General features: G+C 63.8%; 25 protein-coding genes. 15 read left to right on the top strand and 10 right to left on the bottom strand.

All coding sequences use genetic code 11. The features are described from left to right. Positions 1 to 10 precede the first annotated feature (10 nt). Positions 11 to 1,330 carry an MFS transporter gene (locus ACKTEK_RS04700; protein WP_409164082.1) on the bottom strand — a complete coding sequence of 440 codons (1,320 nt, stop codon included), beginning with the start codon at positions 1,328 to 1,330 and terminating at the stop codon, positions 11 to 13. Positions 1,331 to 1,683: 353 nt separating this feature from the next. Further along, entirely contained in the window at positions 1,684 to 2,160 is a 477-nt protein-coding gene (locus ACKTEK_RS04695) for a MarR family winged helix-turn-helix transcriptional regulator (protein WP_409164081.1), read from the bottom strand. Positions 2,161 to 2,503: 343 nt separating this feature from the next. Here ACKTEK_RS04695 and ectA point away from each other — a divergent pair, with 343 nt between their 5' ends. Genes ectA through ACKTEK_RS04675 form a run of 4 tightly spaced genes read left to right on the top strand, consistent with a single transcriptional unit; the run spans position 2,504 to position 6,193 of the window. Next, positions 2,504 to 3,019, top strand: coding sequence for a diaminobutyrate acetyltransferase (gene ectA, locus ACKTEK_RS04690; RefSeq protein ID WP_409164080.1), 516 nt, complete (start codon positions 2,504 to 2,506; stop codon positions 3,017 to 3,019). A 50-nt stretch (positions 3,020 to 3,069) separates the two neighbouring features. Continuing rightward, positions 3,070 to 4,362, top strand: coding sequence for a diaminobutyrate--2-oxoglutarate transaminase (gene ectB / locus ACKTEK_RS04685; protein ID WP_409164079.1), 1,293 nt, complete (start codon positions 3,070 to 3,072; stop codon positions 4,360 to 4,362). A 6-nt stretch (positions 4,363 to 4,368) separates the two neighbouring features. Then, on the top strand, positions 4,369 to 4,755 hold the full coding sequence (locus ACKTEK_RS04680; protein ID WP_409164078.1) for an ectoine synthase: 387 nt from the start codon (positions 4,369 to 4,371) through the stop codon (positions 4,753 to 4,755). Beyond that, positions 4,736 to 6,193 (top strand): aspartate kinase, encoded by a 1,458-nt coding sequence (locus ACKTEK_RS04675; protein ID WP_409164077.1) that lies wholly within the window; start codon positions 4,736 to 4,738, stop codon positions 6,191 to 6,193. The genes ACKTEK_RS04680 and ACKTEK_RS04675 overlap by 20 nt, the downstream gene beginning before the upstream one ends. A gap of 40 nt (positions 6,194 to 6,233) precedes the next feature. Here the strand turns inward: ACKTEK_RS04675 and ACKTEK_RS04670 are convergent, their stop codons facing one another. The 6 genes from ACKTEK_RS04670 to ACKTEK_RS04645 form a co-directional block, all read right to left on the bottom strand. Continuing rightward, the gene (locus tag ACKTEK_RS04670) at positions 6,234 to 6,971 is read right to left on the bottom strand and encodes a DUF6065 family protein (protein ID WP_409164076.1); all 738 of its coding nucleotides are present in this window, start codon (positions 6,969 to 6,971) and stop codon (positions 6,234 to 6,236) included. Positions 6,972 to 7,022: 51 nt separating this feature from the next. Then, positions 7,023 to 7,154 (bottom strand): hypothetical protein, encoded by a 132-nt coding sequence (locus ACKTEK_RS04665; protein WP_409164075.1) that lies wholly within the window; start codon positions 7,152 to 7,154, stop codon positions 7,023 to 7,025. 44 nt (positions 7,155 to 7,198) lie between these two features. Next, entirely contained in the window at positions 7,199 to 7,339 is a 141-nt protein-coding gene (locus ACKTEK_RS04660; protein ID WP_409164074.1) for a hypothetical protein, read from the bottom strand. Between the two features lie 105 nt (positions 7,340 to 7,444). Further along, the gene (locus tag ACKTEK_RS04655) at positions 7,445 to 8,485 is read right to left on the bottom strand and encodes a hypothetical protein (protein WP_409164073.1); all 1,041 of its coding nucleotides are present in this window, start codon (positions 8,483 to 8,485) and stop codon (positions 7,445 to 7,447) included. A gap of 45 nt (positions 8,486 to 8,530) precedes the next feature. After that, a complete protein-coding gene (locus ACKTEK_RS04650; protein WP_409164072.1) occupies positions 8,531 to 9,061 on the bottom strand; it encodes an SRPBCC family protein in 531 nt (176 codons plus the stop codon). A gap of 2 nt (positions 9,062 to 9,063) precedes the next feature. After that, positions 9,064 to 9,429, bottom strand: a complete 366-nt coding sequence (locus ACKTEK_RS04645) for an ArsR/SmtB family transcription factor (protein WP_409164071.1) — start codon at positions 9,427 to 9,429, stop codon at positions 9,064 to 9,066. A 250-nt stretch (positions 9,430 to 9,679) separates the two neighbouring features. On the opposite strand from ACKTEK_RS04645, the gene ACKTEK_RS04640 reads away from it, so the two are divergent. The 3 genes from ACKTEK_RS04640 (at position 9,680) to ACKTEK_RS04630 (ending at position 14,483) form a co-directional block, all read left to right on the top strand. Then, positions 9,680 to 11,455, top strand: a complete 1,776-nt coding sequence (locus tag ACKTEK_RS04640; protein WP_409164070.1) for an N-acetylglutaminylglutamine amidotransferase — start codon at positions 9,680 to 9,682, stop codon at positions 11,453 to 11,455. A 107-nt stretch (positions 11,456 to 11,562) separates the two neighbouring features. Beyond that, positions 11,563 to 13,320 (top strand): N-acetylglutaminylglutamine synthetase, encoded by a 1,758-nt coding sequence (gene ngg / locus ACKTEK_RS04635; RefSeq protein WP_409164885.1) that lies wholly within the window; start codon positions 11,563 to 11,565, stop codon positions 13,318 to 13,320. Beyond that, positions 13,317 to 14,483 (top strand): osmoprotectant NAGGN system M42 family peptidase, encoded by a 1,167-nt coding sequence (locus tag ACKTEK_RS04630; protein ID WP_409164069.1) that lies wholly within the window; start codon positions 13,317 to 13,319, stop codon positions 14,481 to 14,483. Before ngg ends, ACKTEK_RS04630 begins: the two co-directional genes overlap by 4 nt. A gap of 19 nt (positions 14,484 to 14,502) precedes the next feature. On the opposite strand, the gene ACKTEK_RS04625 is transcribed toward ACKTEK_RS04630, so the two are convergent. After that, the gene (locus ACKTEK_RS04625) at positions 14,503 to 15,837 is read right to left on the bottom strand and encodes an NAD(P)H-dependent oxidoreductase (protein ID WP_409164068.1); all 1,335 of its coding nucleotides are present in this window, start codon (positions 15,835 to 15,837) and stop codon (positions 14,503 to 14,505) included. Positions 15,838 to 16,018: 181 nt separating this feature from the next. Here ACKTEK_RS04625 and ACKTEK_RS04620 point away from each other — a divergent pair, with 181 nt between their 5' ends. The 6 genes from ACKTEK_RS04620 (at position 16,019) to ACKTEK_RS04595 (ending at position 20,635) form a co-directional block, all read left to right on the top strand. Further along, positions 16,019 to 16,792, top strand: coding sequence for a MaoC family dehydratase N-terminal domain-containing protein (locus tag ACKTEK_RS04620; protein ID WP_409164884.1), 774 nt, complete (start codon positions 16,019 to 16,021; stop codon positions 16,790 to 16,792). Between the two features lie 92 nt (positions 16,793 to 16,884). Beyond that, positions 16,885 to 17,181, top strand: a complete 297-nt coding sequence (locus ACKTEK_RS04615) for a PqqD family protein (protein ID WP_409164067.1) — start codon at positions 16,885 to 16,887, stop codon at positions 17,179 to 17,181. Then, the gene (locus ACKTEK_RS04610; RefSeq protein WP_409164066.1) at positions 17,178 to 17,639 is read left to right on the top strand and encodes a lasso peptide biosynthesis B2 protein; all 462 of its coding nucleotides are present in this window, start codon (positions 17,178 to 17,180) and stop codon (positions 17,637 to 17,639) included. Before ACKTEK_RS04615 ends, ACKTEK_RS04610 begins: the two co-directional genes overlap by 4 nt. Then, the gene (locus tag ACKTEK_RS04605; RefSeq protein WP_409164065.1) at positions 17,632 to 18,636 is read left to right on the top strand and encodes a hypothetical protein; all 1,005 of its coding nucleotides are present in this window, start codon (positions 17,632 to 17,634) and stop codon (positions 18,634 to 18,636) included. The genes ACKTEK_RS04610 and ACKTEK_RS04605 overlap by 8 nt, the downstream gene beginning before the upstream one ends. Further along, entirely contained in the window at positions 18,633 to 19,676 is a 1,044-nt protein-coding gene (locus ACKTEK_RS04600) for a nucleotidyltransferase family protein (protein ID WP_409164064.1), read from the top strand. Before ACKTEK_RS04605 ends, ACKTEK_RS04600 begins: the two co-directional genes overlap by 4 nt. After that, positions 19,673 to 20,635 carry a methionyl-tRNA formyltransferase gene (locus tag ACKTEK_RS04595; RefSeq protein ID WP_409164063.1) on the top strand — a complete coding sequence of 321 codons (963 nt, stop codon included), beginning with the start codon at positions 19,673 to 19,675 and terminating at the stop codon, positions 20,633 to 20,635. The genes ACKTEK_RS04600 and ACKTEK_RS04595 overlap by 4 nt, the downstream gene beginning before the upstream one ends. Before the next feature lie 952 nt (positions 20,636 to 21,587). Here ACKTEK_RS04595 and ACKTEK_RS04590 read toward each other — a convergent pair. Then, on the bottom strand, positions 21,588 to 22,343 hold the full coding sequence (locus ACKTEK_RS04590; RefSeq protein WP_409164062.1) for a DUF6065 family protein: 756 nt from the start codon (positions 22,341 to 22,343) through the stop codon (positions 21,588 to 21,590). 141 nt (positions 22,344 to 22,484) lie between these two features. On the opposite strand from ACKTEK_RS04590, the gene ACKTEK_RS04585 reads away from it, so the two are divergent. Next, a complete protein-coding gene (locus tag ACKTEK_RS04585) occupies positions 22,485 to 23,186 on the top strand; it encodes an SDR family oxidoreductase (protein WP_409164061.1) in 702 nt (233 codons plus the stop codon). Between the two features lie 24 nt (positions 23,187 to 23,210). Next, positions 23,211 to 24,767, top strand: coding sequence for a cryptochrome/photolyase family protein (locus ACKTEK_RS04580; protein ID WP_409164060.1), 1,557 nt, complete (start codon positions 23,211 to 23,213; stop codon positions 24,765 to 24,767). Positions 24,768 to 24,802: the final 35 nt, after the last annotated feature.

Here is a 24,802-nt window from a genome sequence, read left to right as displayed (position 1 = left end):
GTCTCCTTGCCTATCCGGTAGATGGTTCTGCTCCCTGCTTGGACATCGGTGATGGTGTTTCGAGCGGTTCGATCGGCGCGTTGGTCCCGGCGCCTTCCCGGGCGGCCTCGTTCGGCGCAAGGATGCCGCCGGAGAGACCCGCCGCAGCGGGGGTGAATTCGTTGGCGCCCGGCATGTCGACCGCCTGCCTGCGGGTCATCCGCCACAGGGCGAAGGCGGTGCTGGCGAAGGCGGCGGCAGCGATTAGCCAGAACAACGCGCTGGCGCCGAACACGGTCATCACGACAGAGCCTGCAATCGGCCCGATGGCCGCGCAGCCGCCGAACACCAGCAGCAAGGCACTGGCAAGCTGCACGAAGTTGCCGTCAGCGACGAAGTCGTTCGCGTGGGCGATGCACAGGGCATATTGCGTCAGCAGCAGCCCGCCAAACACGAAGGCGAGCACCAGCGCGGTGGCCTGGTTGCCGAACAGTCCGAGCGCGATGATGCCCGCCAGCAGGCCGAGAACGACATTGGCCGCGGATATGACAATGCGCCGGTCAATGACGTCCGACAGCCTGCCAAGCGGCAATTGCAGCGCCGCGCCGCCAAGGATGGTGACCATCATGGCCACTGAAATCTGGTCGGGGTCGGCCCCCACCTTCACGCCGTAGAGCGGGGCAAGCCCCCAGAACGCACCGTTGGAGAGCCCCGCCATCGCCGTGCCAACCAGCGCGTAGGGCGACACGCGCGCCAGCATCGCGAAATTCAGGCTGGCCCGGCGTGTCGGTGCCGGGGCCTTGGTCCGCGCCAGCCCAACCGGCAGGACCGCAAGCGACATCAGCACCGAGGCGTAGACGAAGAGTTCGAACCCGCGCGGGTCTTCGGCCTGCAAGAGCAACTGGCCGAATGCGATCGCGCCGAGATTGACGAAGAAGTACGACGACAGCAGCACGCCTCGATATTCCTTCTCCGCGCTCCCGTTCAGCCAGCTTTCAACGACGAGGTAGAGGCCGGCGATGCAGAACCCGGTGATGAAGCGGAAAACGCTCCAGAAGATCGGATCGACGATCACGAGGTGCAGCAGCACCGCGCTGGATGCGAGCGAAGCAAGCGCCGAAAAGGTCCGGATATGGCCAACCGTGGAGACGAAAAACGGAACGAGAGTCGAGCCGGCGAGAAACCCGACGAAATAGGCAGCCATCAGGAAGCCGACTTCGATGTTGGAGAAGGCTTCGAGGCCCGCACGCACGCCCAGGAGCGTGTTCTGCAGGCCCATGCCGAGCATCAGGAGAGCAACGGCAGCAAGAAGAATCGAGAAAGGAGCGATCCGCAGGAGCGAGGCGATCATGTGCTGAAATCCTCTTCGTTTGGCTCACAAACGATGCCGAGATCCTCCTTGGGGTCCGTTTTCCGGTGTTGTCCTTCATCATAGAGTTGCGCAATTTCTTCGCAACCGCAGCATTGCCTTTCGCACGCGCAGCAAGCAGGAAGAACGCCTATTTCGGGCCTAAAACCCGAAATTTGCGCACCGAAGTCCATATTTTAGGCAGGTGAATCCGACGTTTTCCGGCGCTTTCGCGTATGGCGGCGACCGAGTCGGATCAGTCAGGGTCGCCAGCGCAGGCATGGCAACACCGCCCTTACGGCAGGCGGCGATGCGTGAATGCTTGCGCAGATGTGGGCGGGATAAAGCGGCTGGGGCTACTTGCCCAGTTCGCCAATATCCAGCACGGGTGATGCATCGATACTCGTTGCATCGAGCATGGATGCAACGCGTTCGAGGGTGGCGACGATCATCGCCTGCTCCCAGTCATCGAGCGACTCGAACTGCTGCACGTAGCGCTGCTGGAGCGCGTCGGGGGCCTGGTCGACGGCGGCTTGGCCATCGTCGGTCAGCACGATATCGGTCTGGCGACGATCAACCTCGGACTGATGGCGCTCCACCAGCGACTTGCTCGCCAGCCTGTCGATGAGCGAGGTCATCGTCGGCTGGGAGACGCCCATCCGCTTGGAGATTTCCTTCGGCGTCGCGCTGCCATTCTCGGCGACGATCTGCAACACCCTGATCTGGACGGGCGTCACGCCCGCGCGCTTAGCGATCTCGCGCCCGTACAGTTCGGTGGAACGCAGGATGCGCCGGATGGCAACGAGGCTCTGGTCGGTTCGATCGAGTTCCATTCAACCGGTCCTTGTCTCTTGTCCGCCGCCGCCGTCCGATCCGGGCGCGCCATGGCCTTGGATCGTGGCGCGGCAGAAAAAAAATTCTCAATGACGGCTGCGATGCCGCCGCAATGACGGCTGCGATGCCGCCGCAACGTTGTTTCGTTTGCCTAACTAACTATAGCATTATCGCCACAATGGCAATGTTTATAAGGAATTTCTCGTCAAAGGGCTTTATTAACGGGGTTATGCCAATCGAAAGCTGATGTCCCAAGGCCCTTGACGTGCGCGCTCAGATTGATAATTAGATAGCCTAACGAAACAAAAATGGTTTTTGCCCGTGCTTGATAATTCCACACGAATGAACCCGAGACCCAAACCGATCACCCTTCGCAAGCCGAACGACTCAGACGGCTCCGCAGTCTGGTCGCTGATCAAGGAATGCCGTCCGCTGGACGTGAACTCCATGTATTGCAACCTGATCCAGTGCGACCATTTCGGAGAGACCTGCGTTCTGGCCGAGTGCGATGGCGATGTTGTCGGCTGGATTTCGGCCTACATCGTGCCGGACGAGCCGGACACGCTGTTCGTCTGGCAGGTTGCGGTTTCCGAAGCCGCGCGCGGCCAGGGGCTTGGCGGCCGCATGCTGCGTGAACTGCTCACGCGCGACGCGTGTTCAGATGTCCAGCAGCTGAAGACCACCATCACCAAGTCGAACGAGGCCTCGTGGGCCCTGTTCAGCCGCTTTGCCGAACGCGAGGGCGCAGACCTCGACAGCGAAGCGCATTTCAAGCGTGACGAGCATTTCGAGGGCCGCAGCGCCACCGAGCACATGGTCACGATTTCCTTTGCCGAGGCGATGAGCGCAGCCGCCTGAGGCTTTCGCGCACGTTTCTTCGGATCACCCCACCATCGAGAGGTATTGTCATGTCGACTGTTCCGACAGCCGAGACGAAAGCTATCTTCGAACGTCGCGAGAGTGCGGTGCGCAGCTACTGCCGCTCCTTCGACACGGTCTTCACCAAGGCGCAGGGTTCCACACTGTTCGACGCCGAGGGCCGCGAGTACACCGACTTCCTGAGCGGCTGCTCGTCGCTCAACTACGGCCACAATGACCCGGACATGAAGGCCGCGCTGATCGAGCACATTTCCAATGATGGCATCGCGCACGGCCTCGACATGTATACCGAGCCCAAGGCCGCCTTCCTCGAGGCTTTCGAGCGCATCGTGCTCAAGCCGCGCGGCATGGACCACAAGGTCATGATGACCGGCCCGACCGGCACCAACGCGGTGGAAGCGGCGATCAAGCTTGCCCGCAAGGTCACCGGCCGCACCAACGTGATTGCCTTCACCAACGGCTTCCACGGCATGACGCTCGGCGCGCTGGCGCTGACCAGCAACTCCGCCAAGCGCGCGGGCGCCGGGGGCGTGTCGCTCAACGACGTGACGCGGATGCCCTATGAAGGCGCGTTCGGTCAGGACGTCGACACCGTCAAGCAGATCGGCATGATGCTGGAGAACCCCTCTTCCGGCGTCGACATGCCGGCGGCCTTCATCGTCGAGCTCGTGCAGGGCGAAGGCGGGCTGAATGCCGCCAGCGCCGAATGGACGCGCGGCATCGCGGCGCTCGCCAAGAAGCACGGCATCAAGCTCATCATCGATGACATCCAAGCTGGCCTGGGCCGTTCGGGTTCGTTCTTCAGCTTCGACGAAATGGGCATCGAGCCGGACATGGTGACGCTTGCCAAGTCGCTGTCGGGCATGGGCCTGCCGTTTGCCTGCCTTCTGCTGCGCCCGGAGGACGACATCTGGACGCCGGCCGAACACAACGGCACGTTCCGCGGCAACACCCACGGCTTCGTCACCGCGCTGGTCGCGCTGGAGAAGTTCTGGGCCGACGACAAGTTCACGCGCGAGATCGCCGAGAAATCCAAGGTGCTGACCGAGGCGCTGGACCGGATCGTGAAAACGATGCCCGGGGCGCGCCGCAAGGGACGCGGCATGATGCAGGGCGTCGATGTCGGCTCCGGCGAGCTTGCCGGTCACATCTGCGCGGAAGCATTCCGCAACGGCCTCGTCATCGAGACCTCCGGCGCCCACGATGAAGTGGTCAAGGTGCTGGCACCGCTGACCACGCCGATGGCGCAGTTCAAGGCTGGCCTGGCGACGCTTGAAGCCGCCGCCGAAGCCTGCACCGCAACCCCCATTGCAGCGGAGTAATTCCCAATGATTGTACGCGATTTCAACGAGTTGAAGAATTCAGACCGCGCCGTTTCCGATGCGCGCTGGACCTCGGTCCGGATGCTGCTGGCAAACGACGGGATGGGTTTTTCCTTCCACATCACCACACTGGAAGCGGGCTCGGAGCACACGTTCCACTACAAGAACCATTTCGAGAGCGTCTACTGCATGGCCGGCAAGGGATCGATCACGGACCTTGCCACCGGCGAGACGCACCAGATCAAGCCCGGCGTCATGTACGCGCTCAACCTGCATGACAAGCACACGCTGCGCGCCGAGGAAGACCTCGTGATGGCCTGCTGCTTCAACCCGCCCGTGACCGGTACCGAAGTCCACCAGGAGGACGGAAGTTATGCGCCCGCAGATGCTTGAATCTGTCAACGACACCACGCACCGCCACACCGTCGAGAAAATCGGCGGGACGTCCATGTCGCGCGTCGGCGAACTCGTCGAGACGCTCTTCAAGGGCGGCCGTAACGGTGACGAACTCTACAACCGGGTTTTCATCGTCTCCGCGTTCGGCGGCATCACCGACAAGCTTCTGGAACACAAGAAGTCCGGTGAACCGGGCGTCTATGCCGCCTTTGCCAATGCCGAGAGCGGGCACGGCTGGTCGGACCATCTCAGCGCCGTTGCCGAGGCCATGCGCGAAGCCCACGCGGCCGTGCTCGAACATCCCGGCGACCGGTCGTCTGCCGATGATTTCGTGCGCGAACGCATCGAGGGCGCGCGCAACTGTCTGATCGATCTGCAGCGGATCTGTTCCTATGGCCATTTCCGCCTGTCGCAGCACATGGCGATCATCCGCGAGCTGCTGTCAGGTCTTGGCGAGGCGCACTCCGCCTTCGTCACCTCGGTCCTGCTCCAGCGCAACGGGATCTCCGCGCGTTTCGTGGACCTGTCGGGCTGGCGCGACGAATCCGAGATGTCGCTCGACGAGCGCATCCGCAGCTCGATGAAGGGTATCGACCTGACGCGCGAGATGCCGATCGTCACCGGCTACGCGCAGTGCGCGGAAGGGCTGATGAAGGAATTCGACCGGGGCTACTCGGAGGTAACCTTCAGCCGCCTGGCCGCGCTGACGAAGGCGCGCGAGGCGATCATCCACAAGGAGTTTCACCTCTCTTCCGCCGATCCGAAGCGGGTGGAGAACGTGCGCAAGCTCGGCCACACCAGCTACGACGTTGCCGACCAGCTCTCCAACATGGGCATGGAGGCGATCCACCCGTCCGCCGCCAAGATGCTGCGGCAGGCCGGCGTTCCGCTGCGCGTCACCAACGCATTCGAGCCGGAAGATCCCGGCACGCTGATCGACGAAGCCCCCGCCGACGAACCGGGCTGCGAGATCGTTGCCGGTCTCGACGTCTATGCGCTGGAACTGATGGAACAGGACATGGTCGGCGTGAAGGGCTATGACGCGACGATCCTCGAAGCGCTGACGCGCCACAATGCGTCCATCGTCTCGAAGGTGTCGAACGCCAACACCATCACGCACTATGTCGATGCGCCGCTGAAAACCATTCGCCGCGTCGAGAACGACCTGCGCAAGACCTACCCGCAGGCCGAGATCAACGTGCGGGCGCTGGCGATTGCATCGGTGATCGGCCGCGACCTGAGCGGCCAGCGGGTTCTCTCGCGCGGTCTCGACCGCCTGGAGAGCGCCGGCATCGACATCGTCGCCGCGCACCAGATCACGCGCAGCGTCGACGTGCAGTTCATCGTGCGCAAGGACGAGTTGGACGATGCCGTGCGCTGCCTGCACGAACTGGTCGTCGCAAGCGGCGAGGACTCGCAGCGCGAAGCGGCCTGACCCGCAGGCACCCACCTACGACAACGCAGGTCGCGGTCTTTCACTTGAAGGGCTTCAGCTTCACCCGGTTGCGGTGGGGCGGCTGAAGATCGCGACTTGCCGACCCGATATAGTTGCGGTGCCAGCGCTGCTTGCGCTCCGGACTGTCGGGATCGTTCTGCACCGCATCGTTGAACGCCTTGCGTTCCTCCCGCAGTTTTTCGTTGGTGGCCCAGCGCTCTGCGTCGTCCTCGGGCTCGAGCAATTGCGGCTCGAAGGTTTCCAGCATGCCGCGCGGAATGGGGAAGAACGAGCAGAACGGCTCGCCCTTTTCGAAATGCACCACTGTTCCCGCGCGCGTGAATTTCCAGCTATAGGTGAAGGTGAAGTGCGACCAGTCGGTCTCGACGATGGCCGACAGGGGCTGGATCGCGTCCTTCGGGCGGTTGACCGGGCCGTTGAGCGACAGGTCGAAACCTTTCGGCGTGCCGAAGAACCCACCCAGCCGGAATGTCAGCACCCCGTGGCCGAACCCGCTGAAGACGGGGAGCGGCCCATCAGCCTCATCATGAAAGAAGGTCAGCCCGTCGGTACCCGGTTCACCGTTCCACATTGCGCGGAACTCGACAGGGTTGAGCATTTCCCAGCAATGGGTGTTGGCGATGTTCAGCGCCGGGCAGACATAGGCCAGGCGTTCGGATGTCTCGTCCATCCAGTCGCGCTGCATCGGCGCGGGGCGGATCTCGACGTCATAGTCGAGGCTGCGCATCCACGTCAGCTTGCGGTCGCTATCGGACATTGTCGGTTATCGATGCAGTGGCGTTGGCCGTGCCAACCCCTCTTCGAGGACCTATCCCAAGGCGTGAACGACGACGGTCGTCTTGATCGCGACGGTCTTGGTCAGCCTGGAGTTCAGGGAGGCGGAAGGCTTCACATAGGTCTTCGGCGCTGCCCGCTTCTCGGTCACGTTCGACTTGGCCATGTCTTACCCCAATTGTTTCCAGACGTGTTTCCTCGCGACTGGCCTTAGCCGCCACCACCCGTTGCGTGAACGACGACGGTGGTCTTGATCGCGACGGTCTTGGTCAGCTTGGAGTTCAGGGAAGCGGAAGGCTTCACATAGGCCTTCCGACGGGCCATCGTTGCGGTGACATTCGCGTTCTTCATGCTCAAGTCCGCCTGTTGACTGATTCCACGTTGCCTCGATGCGGCATCTGCGATTGGCCGGGAACCTATTGGACGCAACGGTAAGTGTCCATGACCCGAATGGGGTCAGGTTCGCTTTTCCGCAAGTGTTTGCGCGACTGCAACACCCAGCGACGTGAGATCGGAGCCAATTTCGAGACGAAAAACCGGCACATCGCGCACGATTCGGCCGAAAATCTCGAACTGGCTTGCCTGCCAGGGCGGGACGCCCGAGGGCGAAATGGCGACGTTGTCGCGAGCGATCTCGATGAGTGCGTCCTGCCGGTTCATCGGTGCGGTGCGCGCCTGCGCATTGTCGCCGCGCACGAGGAAGAAGATCGCGCGAAGGGGAACAGGCCGGCAGCGCGCGACCGGTGCCCTGCCCTCAAGGTGATCGACACGCACGGCCTGCTCATCGTCCGCGTTCCAGTCGCCTGGCAACGGGCCGAGCCAGGGCAACATGGCGAGCGTCTTGCGGTGGACCTTGAACTCGTGGGGGATGGCCCAGACCCGCGGGGCTGCGGCGTCAGGTGCAAGGATCGCCGCATCATCCGACATCAGCGGGAAACCCTCGCGCGCCAGCGCCAGTGCACTTGTCGTCTTGCCGGTTCCCGACGGTGCGCACACAAGGAACGCGGCGTCGGCATCCTGCTGCTTGAGGCAGGCCGCGTGGATCATCTGCTGACCGCTCCCGCTCAGGCAGACATCGAGGATGACGGTCAGCGGGGTAAAGACGAACGTGTCGCGTTCGCCGGGCCGGGCGTGTATTTCAGCTCGTCTGGCCGCACGATCGATGTGCGCGAAACCGCGGCCCGCGATCTCAACCGTCCAGGTCGTTTCCGTTTCGAAGATGCGCGCGGGCCACCCCTCCTGCAACACGCCTTCCCAGGTGAGAGGCAGGTCAGGCGGCGGGGCGAGGTTCCCGTCCTCCACGATCCGCAGGTGGAATGTGTCTCGCAACGCCTTCTCGACGAGGAAGTGCTGATAAGCCCATCGCAGCCAGTCCGCCCATGCGTCGCTGTTCGTATCGATGGCCAGTCCTGCATCGTGAAGGTTCAGAACGATTCTGTGGGATGGCGGCACGACGGTCAGCCTGTTCGTACGTTTTGCACGGATGCTGACATACATGAGCCGCCCCCGCCGCGCGAGCGGCGAAGGCGGATATCGTAGTGGCTAGCCTGCGAAACGGGTCTCGTATTCTGTGCGCCGCTTCTTCCATTCCGACCAGAACGAGGGATGTCGCGCGCCATCGGCAATGTCGACGAGTATGTCGAGATGGGTATGCCACCCTGCCCCGATCATGGTGCGCGACATGTCCGCGCTCAGGCCGCGGTGGGTCAGAGTCAGAAGGACGCGCTCCCCGCGAGGTTCCAGCTCGAAGGTGACGTCACCCTTGCCCCAGCCGATGACGAGACGGCGCGGCGGCTCCGCTGATATGACGCGGCTGGTCATGCGGTGATCGGCGCCGAACCCTTCCGGGCGCTTGTCGTCTTCATCGCTGAGGTCGTCGTTGCGCCAGACGAATTCGAACTCCGATCCGCCTGCCATGTCCATGTCGCCGGCGGCGAGCCACTTGGCACGCAGATCGCTGTCGGTGAGATAGTTCCAGATCCGCTCCGCCGGTCCCGGCAGCCAACGCTGAATGACCAGCGTGCTGTCGTCTTCGAGGCGGGCATAGGCGTCGAATTCCTGTACGGCGTTCATGTCTATTCTCCTTCCTGTTTCTCGGGGCCTTGCCCCGCACTCTCGTCCTTTGCTGCCTCGCGAGCGTCGTCCTCGCGCAGCAGTTGCTCCAGCTTGTCCAGCCGGCTCGTCCAGAAGCGTTCGTAGAAACCGATTTCCTGATGGGCGGCGGCCAGCGGCTTTGCCTCCAGGTGGCAGACATGGGTGCGCCAGCGAACCTCGCGGCGGATGAGGCCCGCCCCTTCCAGCACCTTGATGTGCCGGGAGGCGGCAGCCAGCGACATGGGGTGCGGCGCTGCCAGCTCACCGACCGTGCGCTCGCCCTCGGCAAGTTCGCGCAGCATCGCGCGGCGGGTGCCATCGCTCAGAGCATGAAAAATCTGATTCATCGGGCTTCCTTCATTCAACATATGTGTTGAATTAAAGCGTCCGAATCTATCAGTCAACACATTTGTTGAATGAACATTCGCGTAGGTTCGTTGCGCGTTTCAGGGATCGATCCGCGCCCGCGTGCGTTTGAATTCAGGCGACCACTGCCATAGGTTGACGAGGTGGCAGGCGCGAATTCGCGCCTTTTCTTTTTCATGTGCCGCTGGGGCACGTGTCTGACATTGCAAATCCAGGGATTTTTGAAAATTCATGTGTGGAATCGCGGGTGAAATCCGTTTCGACGGCAGCCAGGCCGATGTCGGCGCCGTCGCGGCCATGACCGAGTGCCTTGCCCCGCGCGGGCCGGACGGCAACGGCGTCGTTGCGCGTGGGCGGGTCGCCTTCGGGCATCGCCGTCTGAAGATCATCGACCTGAGCGAGAATGCCGCGCAGCCGATGGTTGATGCCGACCTCGGTCTGACCATCGTGTTCAACGGCTGCATCTACAATCACCCGGAGCTGCGCGCCGAACTGGAAGGCTACGGCTACCGGTTCTTCTCGACGGGCGACACGGAGGTGATCCTCAAGGCGTTCCACAAATGGGGCGAGGACTGCGTCTCCCACTTCCACGGCATGTTCGCCTTCGCGATCCACGAGCGCGACAGCGGCGCGGTGACGATGGCGCGCGACCGGTTCGGCATCAAGCCGCTCTACCTTTCCGAACAGGGCCAGCGTCTGCGGTTTGCGTCCACCCTGCCCTCGATCCTGGCGGCCGGTGACGTGAACACGAACATCGACCGCGCGGCACTGCACAACTACATGAGCTTCCACGCCGTCGTTCCGCCACCGCGCACGATCCTTGAAGGCGTGCGCAAGCTGCCGCCCGCAACGATCCGCCGCTACGAGGCGGACGGTTCGACGCGCGAGCGCAAGTACTGGCAGCCGCCCTACGAACGGCGCGCGGAAGATGCCAACCTCTCCAACGAGGACTGGGCCGAGCGGGTGCTGGAATCCCTGCGGGTCGCCGTGCGCCGCCGCATGGTGGCCGACGTTCCGGTCGGCGTGTTGCTTTCGGGCGGGGTCGATTCCAGCCTCATCGTCGGGCTGCTCGCCGAGGAAGGCCAGCACGACCTGAAGACCTTCTCCATCGGCTTTGAGGAAGCGCACGGCGAGAAGGGCGACGAGTTCGTCTATTCCGACCTGATCGCCAAGCGCTTCGAGACCGACCACACGAAAATCTTCGTGCCGGCCGAGGAAATCATGACCCACCTGCCGGATGCGATCCGCGCTCAGTCGGAGCCGATGGTGTCCTACGACAATATCGGCTTCTTCCTGCTGTCTCGCGAAGTGTCGAAGCACATCAAGGTGGTGCAGTCCGGCCAGGGCGCCGACGAGGTGTTCGGCGGCTATCACTGGTACCCGCCGCTGCTCTCTTCCGACGACGTGGTGTCGGACTATTCGCGCGTCTTCTTCGATCGCACCCACGAGAAGCTGGCGCAGCAGCTCTCCCCGCAGTGGATGGCGAACGAGGATGCGAGCCTCGAACTGGTGCGCGAGCACCTGATGCGGCCCAATGCGGCGACCCCGGTGGACCGGGCGCTGCGGCTGGATTCAGAGGTCATGCTGGTGGATGACCCGGTCAAGCGCGTCGACAACATGACCATGGCCTGGGGCCTTGAGGCCCGCGTGCCGTTCCTCGACCACGAGCTGGTGGAATTGGCGGCGACGATCCCGCCGGAGGTGAAGCTGCACAGCGATGGCAAGGGCGTGCTGAAGGATGCCGCGCGCCACGTCATCCCGCACGAGGTGATCGACCGCACGAAGGGCTACTTCCCCGTTCCCCAGCTCAAATACATCCAGGGCGAGTTTCTTGATACGGTGCGTGACGTGCTGACGACCCAGAAGGCTCGCGAGCGCGGCCTGTTCCGCCCTGAATGGCTCGACCAGCTCTTTGCCGCCCCGACCGAGCACATCACGCCGCTGCGCGGTTCGGAACTCTGGCAGGCCGCGCTCATGGAAATGTGGCTTCAGACCCACGACATTTGAGGTTCGCCATGTCCGATCCCAAAGATCCGTCGGCGAAAGACCCCAAGGCAGAGGGCAAGCCTGCCCGCGAAGCGCGGCACCGCGACCACGGGCACCGCCTCAAGCGGATGCGTGAACAGGGCCTCAAGCCGCCGATCAAGAAGCCCGCGAGCGGCGGCGACCAGCAGCCCGCCATGCGCGAGAACTACTCGCTCGACTGCGGCTGGGGCCGTCTGGTTTTCTCGCAGACCTACGAGACCAATGCCGGGATTGCCGGTGCGCTGCGCGACGAGAAGGCGGACCGGCGCGACATCGCCGTCTATGTGCGCGATCCGCACGTGGTGCTGGCGGAAGCGCCGCAGGAAATCTTCCTAGACCCGTCCCACACCTACCGGCTGGACCTGTCCGACTACCGCGCCACCAAACGCCGCCCGAAGGGCTTCTTCATCCGCCGGCTGACCTCGCAGGAAGACGCGCTGGCCATCAACTACCTCTATGCCTCGCGCGCGATGGTCGAAATCCCGCCGGACTTCTTCTGGGCCAAGCGCGATGCGCGCGCGCTGACCTATTTCGTTGCCGAAGACGAACAGACCGGCGCGATCCTCGGCACCGTGACCGGTGTGGACCACCACCACGCGTTCAACGATCCCGAACGCGGCTCATCGCTGTGGTGCCTGGCCGTCGACCCGCAGGCGCGCCATCCTGGCATCGGCGAGGCACTGGTGCGCCGGTTGGCGGAATTCCAGGCAACGCGCGGTTCGTCCTTCCTTGACCTGTCGGTCCTGCACGACAATTCCAGCGCGATCAGCCTCTACGAGAAACTCGGCTTCAAGCGCGTGCCGTTCTTCTCCGTCAAGCGCAAGAACCCGATCAACGAGAAGCTGTTTACCGGGCCGGAATCAGATACGGGCCTGAACCCGTATGCACGCATCATTGCCAAGGAAGCGCGCCGCCGGGGTATTCATGTCGAGGTGCTGGACGCCGAAGCAGGCTTCCTGCGGCTGACACATGGCGGTTCGACCATCCGCTGCCGCGAGAGCCTGTCGGAACTGACGACAGCCGTCGCCATGTCGATCTGCGACGACAAGTCAGTCACGCGGCGCACGGTGTCGCAGGCAGGCGTGGTGGTGCCCGAGCAGATTGCCGCCGAGCGCGACGACAGCGAGATTTCCGCCTTCATCGAGGAGCACGGCGCGGTCGTCGTGAAGCCTTCGCGCGGGGAACAGGGGCGCGGCATCTCCGTCGGCCTGACGACGCTGGAGGAAGTACGCAACGCCGTGAAACAGGCGCGCGAGGTTTCCAACGAAGTGCTGGTGGAGCAGATGGTCGAGGGTCTCGACCTACGGCTGATCGTCATCAACTACCGCGTCGTTGCCTGCGCCATCCGCAAGCCCCCGGGCATCATGGGCGACGGCAAGCGAACGATCCGCGAGCTCATCACGTCGCTGAGCCGCCGGCGGGCGGCCGCAACGGATGGCGAATCCTCGATCCCCATCGACGGGGAGACCGAGCGCACCGCCGCGCTGAACGGATACAGCCTCGACGACGTGTTGCCGGACGCGGAAGAGCTTCTCGTGCGCAAGACCGCGAACCTGCACACCGGCGGCACCATCCACGACGTGACAGCGGAGGTTCACCCGGTGCTGATCGATGCGGCTGTGAAGGCCGCGCGCGCCATCGACATTCCCGTGACCGGCATCGACCTGATGGTGAAGTCGCCGCACTTGCCGGACTACGCCTTCATCGAGGCCAACGAGCGCCCCGGCCTCGCCAACCATGAACCACAACCCACAGCCGAGCGTTTCATCGACCTGCTTTTCCCGCTATCAATGCCGGCAAGCGTTCGACACGCAATCAAGGACAAGACACCAAGGACGACTGCATGACACGCCTCTCCATCGACCATGACTACCTGATCGATATTCTTGAGCGGCTGCTGAAAATCCCCAGCCCAACCGGCTACACCGACACGATCGTCCGTTTCGTCACCAAGGAATTGCAGCGCCTCGGCCTGGAGCCGGAACTGACCCGGCGCGGCGCCATCCGCGCCGTGCGCCAGGGTTCGCGGCGCAAGGGCGCACGTGCCATCGTCTCGCATCTCGACACGCTTGGCGCGCAGGTAAAGTGCCTGAAGGACAATGGCCGCCTGTCCGTCGTTCCAATCGGCACGTGGTCGTCGCGCTTTGCCGAAAGCGCCCGCGTCACGATCTTCACCGAGAACGGTGCCTATCGCGGCACCATCCTGCCGCTAAAGGCGTCGGGCCACACGTTCAACGAAGAGATCGACACCCTTCCGGTGAGCTGGGAGAATGTCGAGGTGCGCATCGACGCCCTATCGCGCGACAAGGCAGACATCGAGCGGCTCGGCATCGAGATCGGCGACATCGTCTCCATCGATCCGCAGACCGAGATGATCGACAACGGCTTCATCATCTCCCGCCACCTCGACAACAAGGCCGGTGTCGCGGTCATGCTGGCGGCGCTGAAGGCAATGCAGGACGACAAGGTGAAGACCCCGTCCGACATCCATTTCCTGTTCACGATCGCGGAGGAAGTCGGCATCGGCGCGGCCTCGATCCTGACGCCGGACGTCGCCTCGATGGTCGCGGTGGACAACGGCACCAGCGCGCCGGGCCAGAACTCCGACGAGTTCGGCGTCACGGTCGCCATGGCTGACCAGACCGGCCCATTCGACTACCACCTGACGAAAAAGCTGGTGGACCTCTGCAAGGAAAACGACATCCGGTTCCAGAAGGATGTCTTCAAGTATTACCGTTCGGATTCCGCCAGCGCGCTGGAAGCCGGCGCGGACGTGCGCACGGCGCTCATCACCTTCGGCGTGGATGCCTCCCACGGCTACGAGCGCATCCATTCCCACGCGCTGCGCTCGCTGAGCGAACTCATCACCGCCTACGTGACCAGCCCGATCCAGATCCGGCGCGATTTCCACGTCACCAGCGAAGGGGTGAAGGGCTTCACCCGCCAGCCCATCGACGAGGCCGAGCAGGACCTGTCACCGGACGTGGAAGACCTCGACGCAGCGGAATGAGCGACTTCGATGGCATGCGTCAGACGACGCCTTCCATCCATTTCCTGAGCTTGTAGGCGGTCGTCGTCTCGTCGATCTCGACATCGGCGAACCGGATCGGCTGGCCGTCGGGTATCGCGCGCTTCAGCTTCACGTCGTGGGCAAGGCCAAGCGGCAGGTATCCTGCTTCCAGCGATGCCTTGGCAGGCCGCAGGCCGCCGGTGACGGTGTAACCCCCCTCCCCGTCCAGCACTTCGCCTTCGGCAAGATCGCGCTTGGCAATCGCCGCCACGTCACCGTTGAAGGTGCGCGCCACGCCGGTCGGCTCGCCGCGCAGGCCGACGGCGGCGACCGAGACCGGCAGCTCCAGCCCGATCAGGTGCCAGCGCTTGTAGAGCGAGGAATAGCGGCCTGAATCATCGGTGCGCACGGTGTATTCCTGGAAGCAGTTGCGCAGGTAGTCGGTATCGCCCTCGAAGACGACAAAGACGCCCTGGCGCACGTCATAGGGCACCGGCTTGCCCTCACGGGTCAGGCTGGAGGCGACCTCGACCATGCCGCGATGCTCCAGCGCACCACCTTCCGACTTTGGCCGCATGACGTTGGCAAGGTCCTCCGCCCCGCCGGGCGGGTATTGCAGGCCGCCTGATGGCACCTGCAGGTCGCAGGCATTGGCCATGGCCGCGCATTCGATGGCCGGCTTGGAGCCATCCAGGAAAGAATTGAACATCTTCGGGTTGAGGCGACCGCGCTTGGCCATGTCGGCGGTGATGCCCCAGTGGTTCCAGACCGTTTCGGGCGTCGACTTGCGGAACTCCGGCAGCCACTTGTGGCCGCGACCAGCCGCGGTGACGTTGAAGCCGCAGGTACGCGCCCAGTCCACGAGGTCGCACGTCAGCGCCGGCTGGTCGCCATAGGCCATGGAATAGATGACGCCGGCCTCTTCGGCCTTCTTCGCCAGCGCGTAGCCGCAGAAGGCGTCCGCCTCCACCGTGACGTTGATGACGTGCTTGTTGTTGCGGAAGGCTTCCAGCGCGTGCTCGATGGCCGCCGTGGGCGACCCGGTGCACTCGATGATGATCTCCACCGCCGGATGCGCAACGAGCGCGCGCCAGTCGTCGCCGACGTGGGTTGCGCCATTCTTCGCCGCATCGTCGAGGCTGGCGGCCGCGAACTGCTCGTCGCTCCATCCGACGAAACTCAGGTTGGAGCGGGCACTTTCCGGCGATAGGTCAGCGATGCCGACGAGGTGAATTCCCGGCAGCCGGCGCACCTGCGACAGGAACATGGTGCCGAACTTGCCGGCGCCGATCAGCCCGACGCGAATGGGGTTGTCGTTTTCGGCGCGCTTCATCAGCAGGGCGTGAAGGTTCATCGCGGTAACTCCCGGTCTTGATGGTCTTCTTGTCGCAGCGTCATTTGCCAAGGCGCGCCGCGGGCAGGTAAGTGAACACGGGACGAGCCTGGAGGGAAGCGTGGAAACAAATCCGGCCAAGAGCGACATCGACATCGATCACCTGCGCCGCTGGATCGGCCGCGAGCAGCAGGCAGAGGACATGGTGACGCCCGCACTCGTCGAGCGGTTCAACGCGACATTCGACCGCCCGAGCGAGGGGACCGACGCCCCGCCCATGCTGCAATGGTGCCTGTGCCTGCCGGCTGCCCCCACCGCGGGCCTCGGCGAGGATGGGCACCCTGCGCGTGGCGGGTTCCTGCCACCGGTGCCGCTGCCACGGCGCATGTGGGCGGGCGGCGAGGTCACGCAGCACCGCACCCTTTGCATCGGCGACAAGGTTCGGCGCGTCTCCCGTGTCGAGGACGTGCAGATCAAGCACGGGCGCAGCGGCACGCTGTGTTTCGTGACGGTTGCCCACAGCTACACGGTCGACAGCGCGCCAGCCATCACCGAGCGGCAGGACATCGTCTACCGTGAAGCCGCCAGTGGTGAAGGTGGCGCTGCTGCGCGCGAGCCGGATGCGGCCCCGCAAGGTGAAACGACACGCGCGGTGGAGCCATCCCCCGTGCTGCTGTTCCGCTATTCGGCACTGACCTTCAACGGCCACCGCTTCCACTATGACGTGGACTATGCGCGACGGGTCGAAGGCTATCCGGGGCTGGTGGTCCACGGCCCCTTGCAGGCAACCCTGCTGGCGCTGTTGGCAACCGACACGCGAGGTGCCGCTGCTCGCAGGTTCAGCTTCCGCAGCCTGTCGCCGCTCTACGACACGGACGACATGGTTCTGCACGCCCGGGACAGTGGCGACGATCTCGACCTGTGGACGGCACGCAGCGGCGGCCCGATCGCCATGCAGGCGACGGCAGCTTGGTAGTCGCCGCAGCGGAAATGCGTCGTTGAACGGCGCAGCGACTGCACATAGTGTGGCCGCCGAATTTGCGTAACGTAGCGACGTAGCGAGTATCCATGGCCGACAACAACGACCTCTCCAGCACCGTCTACAGCCTGACCGACCAGGCGTCTCTCCAGGGGTTGGGCGAATCCGAAGGCGGCGTCCTGCTGAAGCTGGAAACCGGCGAACTCTACACCGTCAACGAAACGGCCTACCTCTTCCTGTCGCGGCTCGACGGCAAGCGCACGGTCGCCGACGCTGCCGGTGCGATCTCGGAAGAATACGACGTCGACACAGACAGCGTGATCGCCGACCTGTCCGACCTGATCTCGCAGCTCGAAGACGAGGACCTGCTCGTTCGCGGCGGATGACACCCTTCCCCCCGACAGCCATTCCATTTCAGGCCAACCTGTGGCTGGCGGCCCGGCTGCTGCCTTCGTTCTCGCGCGCGGAAATCGGCACGCTGCTGCGGATGGCGACCCCACCGAAAGAGGCGCGCGCTTATACCGGTCTTGGTGCGCGCGAGATAACGGACGCGGTCCAGCACACAACCGCGCGTCCATGGCGCATGCGCGGACGGCGCTGCCTGCGCGAAGGCCTTCTGGCGTTTCACTACCTGTCGCTTGCCGGACACCGCCCGATCCTGCATTTCGCGGTGGAGCCGGCCTCGCTCAAGACCGACAAGACTTCGGCACATTGCTGGGTGAGCGTGGACGGCGACATCCTGCTCAACCCGCCTTCCCCAACCATGATGCCGCTCTTCACCTATGACGGAACGCGCCAGATACCGTCAGACAACAGCGCACCGGGAGTTGCCGATCTTGGCTGACACGCAATCGATCTTCATCGACATGCACGGTGCGTGCCTGCGTGCGTTCTCAACCGATGCCGGCTGGATCGCCAATCTCGCGCAAGGCTACCGTTGGTTCGTCTGCGAGGATGACGGGCGAGACGCCTTCACGCTGAGCATCGAGGTCACCGACCATCCCGCTCCGTCGCGCGAGGTACCGCGTACGTGGTCCGGCGACCTGATGGAAGGCGGTGCCGCGCATATCCACGAAGACGAGCGCACATGGCTGCTGGATGTCGTCGGTCTCGGCCACGTTGAGATCGACTTCGAGGCGCGCACCGCGGACATGCAGGTGCGCCCCGGCGCATTCGAGCGTTTTCGGTTTACGCCGCTTTCCGCGGTGATCGAGGCAACACTTGCCACGCAGGGGCAGCGGCTCGTGCACGGTGCCTGCCTCGGCCTGCCGGATGGCCGGTCCAATATTCTCATCTGCGCGCCCTCCGGCTTCGGCAAGACGACCACGACGCTGGTCCTCGTGCAGTCGGGCTTTGCCTTCTACGCGGACGATGCCAGCGTCGTGATGCCGCTCGAGAGCGGCTGGCGCGCGTGGGGCGTGCCGAACGAAATGAAGATCCACCGCGACACCGCTGCCCTTCTGCCGTGGATCGGCGATCTGCCGGAAACCTGGAACCACGAGGGGGAACAGGCGGTCCACACCGACAACTTCACCGACAAGTTCGAGGTGGTGAAACGCCCGCCGCGGCCGCTCGCGGCCATCGTCCTTCTCGGACAGCGCACCGGCGCGGGTCACAGCCTCGAGGCGATCTCGCGCTCGGATGCGCTGATCCGCATCGTACGGGACAATGTCTCCAACAGCCCGACCGGCGTGAAACCGTGGAACCAGTCGCAGTTTATGCTCTACTCCCAGATGGTGCGCGATACGCCGACATTTGAGCTGCGCGTCGGCACTGACCTGACGACACTGGCCGAGACGCTTGAACGGGCACTTTCCGAACGCGCGGTGGCCGCCCAATGAACGGACGGCTCGTCCCGCGCTGGATTGCCCGCTACGCCGCCCCCGAGACGGTGAACGAGACAGTTGCGCCTGCGCCATTCTCTCTTCCGGTACGCGCAGCCCATATCGACGAACTCGCGGCACAGGCCGCCGAGCACGGCGTCATCATGGCGCTTGCCCCGCACGTGAAGCGGGTGGCGCGCGAGCGGCCCGAACACCTCGTCAGCGGCGACGGCGCAGCCGAGGCCATCACGCGGATGGTGGATGCCCTTCAGAACGCCTACATGGCGCAGATCGTGCGCAACATGTCGCTGGAGGCTTTGGCGAAGCAGGTCGACGGCATGATCGCGGAGAACGGTTTTGACGCTGTGATCGTCAAGGGACCGGACCTTGCGAACGTGGCCTATGGCGGATTGCAGCACCGCGCCTTCTCCGATGTGGACATTCTCGCCGATGCAGAGAGCGCGCTCGCGGTTGGCGATGCCGTGACCGCCATGGGTTTCAAGCCGGTGAACCCGACCGAGAAGCGTGTCGCCTACACGGAGCGGCAGTTCTGGCGCAAGGGCATGCACGGCACGGTGGACCTGGTGGAAGTGCACACCGACCTCGTCCACGCGCCGAAGCTGCGCAAGTCCATGTCGATGACCTATGCCGACTATGCGGGTGGTCCGGTCGGCGTCACAAATGCCTCACGACTGGTCATGGCGGCGCTGCACGGCGCGGCCTCGCACCTGTTCGACCGGATGCGCTACGTGACCGACATGCTGATGGTCGCGCGCGCCGGGGTGGACGCGGACGCACTCGTGGACCTGACCGGGCGTTGCGGGGCGAACACGCCGGTGCGCACTGGCCTTGCTCTGGCACACGCGATCTTTGCCGATGAACTGCTGAAGCAGTTGGGGGACGCGGTGCCGCCGGTGCGCGGCGACCTGCCCGCCCGACTGCTGGTCACCGCCGGCACGGTGCTGGAAGCACAGGGTCCGCGCCGTGGCCGCGCCTCGTGGCGGCGGCAGGCCTATCGCCTGATCCTCGACAAGCAACCCGCGAACGAAGCGCAATGAAGGCACTTTTCGTCGGCATGGTTGGCCCTATCGCCGCGTCCGCGATTGCGGGGTGGATCGATGCCGGCAACGAGGTCGCAGTGTTCTGGCGGCCGACGAGGCCACTCGGAGGAAGTGGCGGCAGCGACCGCCGCCTGGGAAGGTTTGCGCCCCGCCATTCCGTCGCCGCGCTTGCCAAGAGCCACGGCTTTGACGTGCGCGAAGTGCCGCGACTCTCGGCCTGGCCAGAGGCGCTGGCGCACGCTCGGGCGCTGAACGCCGATGTGCTGATCTCCTGCTACTTCCCGCATGTTGTTCCCGCCGGGATGCTGGACCTGTACCCGCGCCGGGCGTTCAACCTGCATCCCGCACCGCTGCCGCGATATCGGGGACCAACGCCGGTTGGCTCCATGGTGGCCGACGACACACTTCTGACCGATGGCGCGATGACGCTGCATCTGATGGTGCCGGAACTCGATGCCGGAGACATCATCGCCCAGGCACCACTTGGCCTCGGCGTGGATGACGACTACGAGGGGATGATCGCGGCATGCTGCCGGGCTGCCCGCTCACTGGCCCGAGGACCCTTGCAGGCGTTTCTATCGGGAGATATCGAGGCCGTTCCCCAGGACCCCGCGCTGGTCACCCACGCACGCTCCACAATCGCAGACCTGACCCTGTCGCCGCGCATGAGTTTCGCGCAGCTGCAGCTTCGCTGCGCCATGCTCTCGCACTACGGAACTCTGGAAGTGGAAGGTATCAATGACGCGCGCGCGGGCGCCGGGGTGGTGCGCATTGGCGACGCAACGGGCGTGCCGCCAAAGGTCTCGCCATTTTCACTCGAAATGGATTCGAGCGATGCGCGCGTCCGAATCAACCGTCTCTGGCCACTGCGGCGCAAGTGGACGCGCATCGCAAATCGCTATCGGATGATTGCCAAGCTGAGACGGATGGAAAGAAGCTCGTCGCAAAACGACTAGCCCGGCATCAGCACCTTGGTGGTGAGAGCGGTTACACGGGCGAGCGTCGCTTGCTTGGTCAAGCAAGGCTTCGTGTAGGTCTTTTTCATGGTGAACCTTAAGTCGCAACCTGATCGGCCATCAGGACCCGGGTCCAGGACCCAAGTCTATGCATCCGGTTACGGAATCCAGGCAACTTTCGTGACGCCGCTGGTCACGCGCGCAAGCGATGCCTGCTTCGTCAGGCTCGGCTTGGTGTAGGTCTTTTTCATGACATTCCCCGATGACGACAACCCGAGTCACGCATGGCAATCATGCGCTTTTCGACGCTGCGGAACTTTGATTAGCCGTCGCATTGATGACGGTCAATCCAATCTTTGCGAATGCCGCGCGCTTTGACGCGGAGTTCACACAAAATGCGGCCGAACCGCCGCTACATCACCACCTTGGTGGTCGTTGACGTGATCTGATGCAGCGTGCCCTGCTTGGAAAGCACGGGCTTGATATAGCTCTTCTTCAAGATAACCTCCGTTCGCATTCTTCCAGCCGAGACTGCAACCTAGGACATCAAGACCTTGGTCGTTCCAGATGTGATGCGATCGAGCGCCGCAACGCGGGTGACGGTCGGCTTGGTGTAGGTTTTCATGCTGTTCATCCCTGTCTGCTTGGCCTGGCGCGTGAATCGCGCGGCCAGCTGACTACCACCGCTAGACGCAGCCGACATTGCGGTCAACTCAGCTTAAGTGCCTCAACGGTAATTCTCTGCCAGTGAGGTAAAAGCGCCACCAACTAAACGTAGCTCTCGACAGTTACTGCGGCCGTGATGCGGCCCAGCGATGCGTGCTTGACCAGCGCCGGCTTGGTGTAAGTCTTCTTCATGATGCTCCCCCATCGGCAACAATTCTGCCTGTCATTTTGACTATTGGTGCACCGCAGTGGTGTCAATGCCGCCCCGGTAGGCAATTCCATACTGTTACTCGGAATCCTCACTGTTGCGCAGGTCCGCAAACGGCTTGATGCGCAGTTTCTTGCGATGGTCTGCCGGGGCCGCGCTCTGGGCATAAATGTCATCGCCGCGCCGATAGTGCCCCGGCCACTTCTTCTGGCTTTCCGGAGAACTCGGATCGCGCAGTCCCTCGTTGAATTTCCGGCGCGTGGCGTACCACTGCGCCATGTAGGCGGCGACCTCGGGGTCATCGGAGATGGATCGCATTTCCGGATCGAACTTCTCCACGTCACCGCGTTTGATGGGGAATATCTGGGCCAGCGCATCACCCTTGCGGAAGCGGATCGCGGTGTTCGGCTCGGTGATCTGCCAGTGGATGGCCGCTGCCGTCAGGGCCCAGTCGGCCTCGACAATGCCGGAAAGCGGCGTTGCACCGTGCACAGGATTGTTGGGAGGGCCCTGGATCACAAGGTCATAGCCCTCCTCGACCCGGAAGATTGCGGGGAACGAATAGGAGAAGATGCCCGCACCAAAATGGCTGAGCAGCCGCTCGTGTCCCGGCTCGTCCGGCAGCACGGCCAGACAGCGGCGATTGTCGCCGCCGTTCCAGATTACCGTGAAGCTCGTCGGCGCGCAGATTTCCCAACCGCACTGGTTGGCAATCACCATCGGCAGGCAGCCATAGGCATGGCCGTCAGCATACTTGTCGAGCCAGGCACGCTTGGGGCGTGCGGGGCGGATGTCGAGTTCGTGTCCTTCCTCGACATAGGCAACGAGTTTCATCGCGGGGAACCGGAGTTGTGAGCGTGTGACTTGTTCTGCATTGCCTAGCGGCAACCGGCGCAGTTGTCACGCGACGGCCGCCCTTGCAATCCGGTCACGCGAGCGCGCCGTACAACCACCTCACACCCGCACGGCAGAACCATGTTGAAATCCTTCCCCGACAATTTCCGCGCGCTGGTGATCGGCGCGAGCGGCGGCATCGGCGGCGCCATTCACGCCGCGCTTGAGACGGACAGCGCCTGCGCGCGCGTGGACGCGCTGTCACGCAAGACGCATCCCGGCTTCGACCTCACCGACGAAACCTCGATCGAGGCCGCCGCGAAGACGCTCTCGGACAGCGACCCGTTCTCGCTCATTGTGGATTGCACCGGGATTCTCGACACGTCTTTCGATCGGCCGGAGAAAGCGCTGAAGGACATCACACCTGGAGCATTCGCCGAGAACTTCGCCGTCAACGCCACGGGCCCGGCGCTGCTGTTCAAGCATCTCTCACCGCTGCTGGCGCGCGAGGGCAAGTGCGCCTTCGCCACGTTGAGCGCGCGTGTCGGCTCCATCGGCGATAACGGGCTGGGCGGCTGGTACGGGTACCGCGCCGCCAAGGCAGCCCTGAACCAGATCGTGCGCTGTGCGGCCATCGAGATCGGGCGCAAGCTCCCGCAGTCCGTCTGCCTCGCGCTGCATCCCGGCACCATCGAAAGCGCGTTGACGCGGCCACACGCGGGCGGGCGCTTCACGCACTCGGCTGAGGAAGCCGCCGCCAACCTGCTCGGCGTGATCGACAAGGCCGGGCCGGAACAATCCGGCAGCTTCCTCGCTTATGACGGCAGCACCATTCCCTTTTGACCAGCCTCCCGGAACGCATCTTCCATGTCCAAGTCCGTCCGCAACCTGCACATCGTCTTCGGCGATCAACTCTCCGACCGCCTTCAGGCGTTCAAGGATTTCGACGCCGACAAGGATGCGGTGCTGATGATGGAGGTGGAGCAGGAAGCGACCTACGTGCCGCAGCACAAGATCAGGCTGGTGCTGTTCTTCTCCGCCATGCGGCACTTCCGCGACCACCTGCGCGACAAGGGATTCACCGTCCACTACGCCGACCTTGATGACGACAACGATCGCGGCTCGTTCGGCGAGGAGATCCCGCGCTGGATCAACAAGCTGCACCCGGAGGAACTGGTCGCGACGCAGCCCGGCGAGCACCGGGTGGAAGAAATCCTGCGCAAGGCCGCCAAGGACGCAGACCTTGAGTTGAGGATCGTTGAGGACGACCACTTCATGTGCTCGCTGGAGACGTTTCGCGAGTGGGCGAGCGACCGGAAGAGCCTCGTACTGGAGCGCTTCTACCGCAGTCAGCGGCAGGCGCACGGCATCTTGATGGATGGCGACAACCCCGTCGGCGGCGACTGGAACTTCGACGAGGACAACCGCGAAAGCTTCGGCAAGAAGGGCCCGCCAGAGATCAAGGCGCCGCGATCATTTCGCGCCGACGAGATCACCGAGGCCGTCATCGAGATGGTCGAGGACCGGTTTACCGACAGTCCCGGTTCGCTGGAGGGCTTCGACTATCCCGTCACCCGCAAACAGGCGCTTGAGGCGCTTCGCGATTTCATCGAATACCGGCTCGCAGATTTCGGCACCTACCAGGACGCGATGGCCAAGGGGCACCCGTATCTCTACCACTCGCGGCTGTCCTGCGTGATGAACCTGCACCTGATCGATCCCGACGAGATCGTGGAGGCCGCCGTTTCGGCCTACGAGGACGGCTACGCGCCGATCAACGCGGTGGAAGGTTTCGTGCGGCAGATCATGGGCTGGCGGGAATACGTGCGCGGCATCTACTGGACGCGCATGCCCGACTACGCCAACAAGAACCACCTCGACGCCGATCGCGACATGCCGGCCTTCATGTGGACAGGCGAGACGGACATGGCCTGCGTGGCGGATGCCGTCGGCCAGTTGAACGACCACGCCTACGCCCACCACATCCAGCGGCTGATGGTACTGGGCCTGTTCTCGCTGCTGGTTGGCGTGCGGCCCTATGACGTTCATCGCTGGCACATGTCGATGTATGCGGACGCCATCGACTGGGTGTCGCTGCCCAACGTGCTGGGCATGAGCCAGTTCGGCGATGGTGGCGTGATGGCGACCAAGCCCTACGCCGCGTCCGGCAACTACATCAACCGCATGGGCGACTACTGCAAGGACTGCCGCTACAAGCCGAAGGAAGCGACCGGCGAGGACGCCTGCCCCTTCACGACGCTGTTCTGGGATTTCCTGTCGCGCAACCGGTCGAAGCTGCAGAACAACCGCCGCATGACGATGATGTACAAGAACCTCGACCGCAAATCCGATGCCGACCGCCGCGCCATTCGCGAGCGTGCCGCGAAGCTGAAGGACGAGATGACGGCGGAGGCCTACCTCTAGCCCACACCCGGCTGCGCGATTTGCGCATTGTTCAC

It is taken from the genome of Tepidamorphus sp. 3E244, from assembly GCF_046159835.1.
GTDB lineage: Bacteria > Pseudomonadota > Alphaproteobacteria > Rhizobiales > Tepidamorphaceae > JACKJK01.
This window is presented reverse-complemented; position numbering and strand designations above follow the sequence as displayed.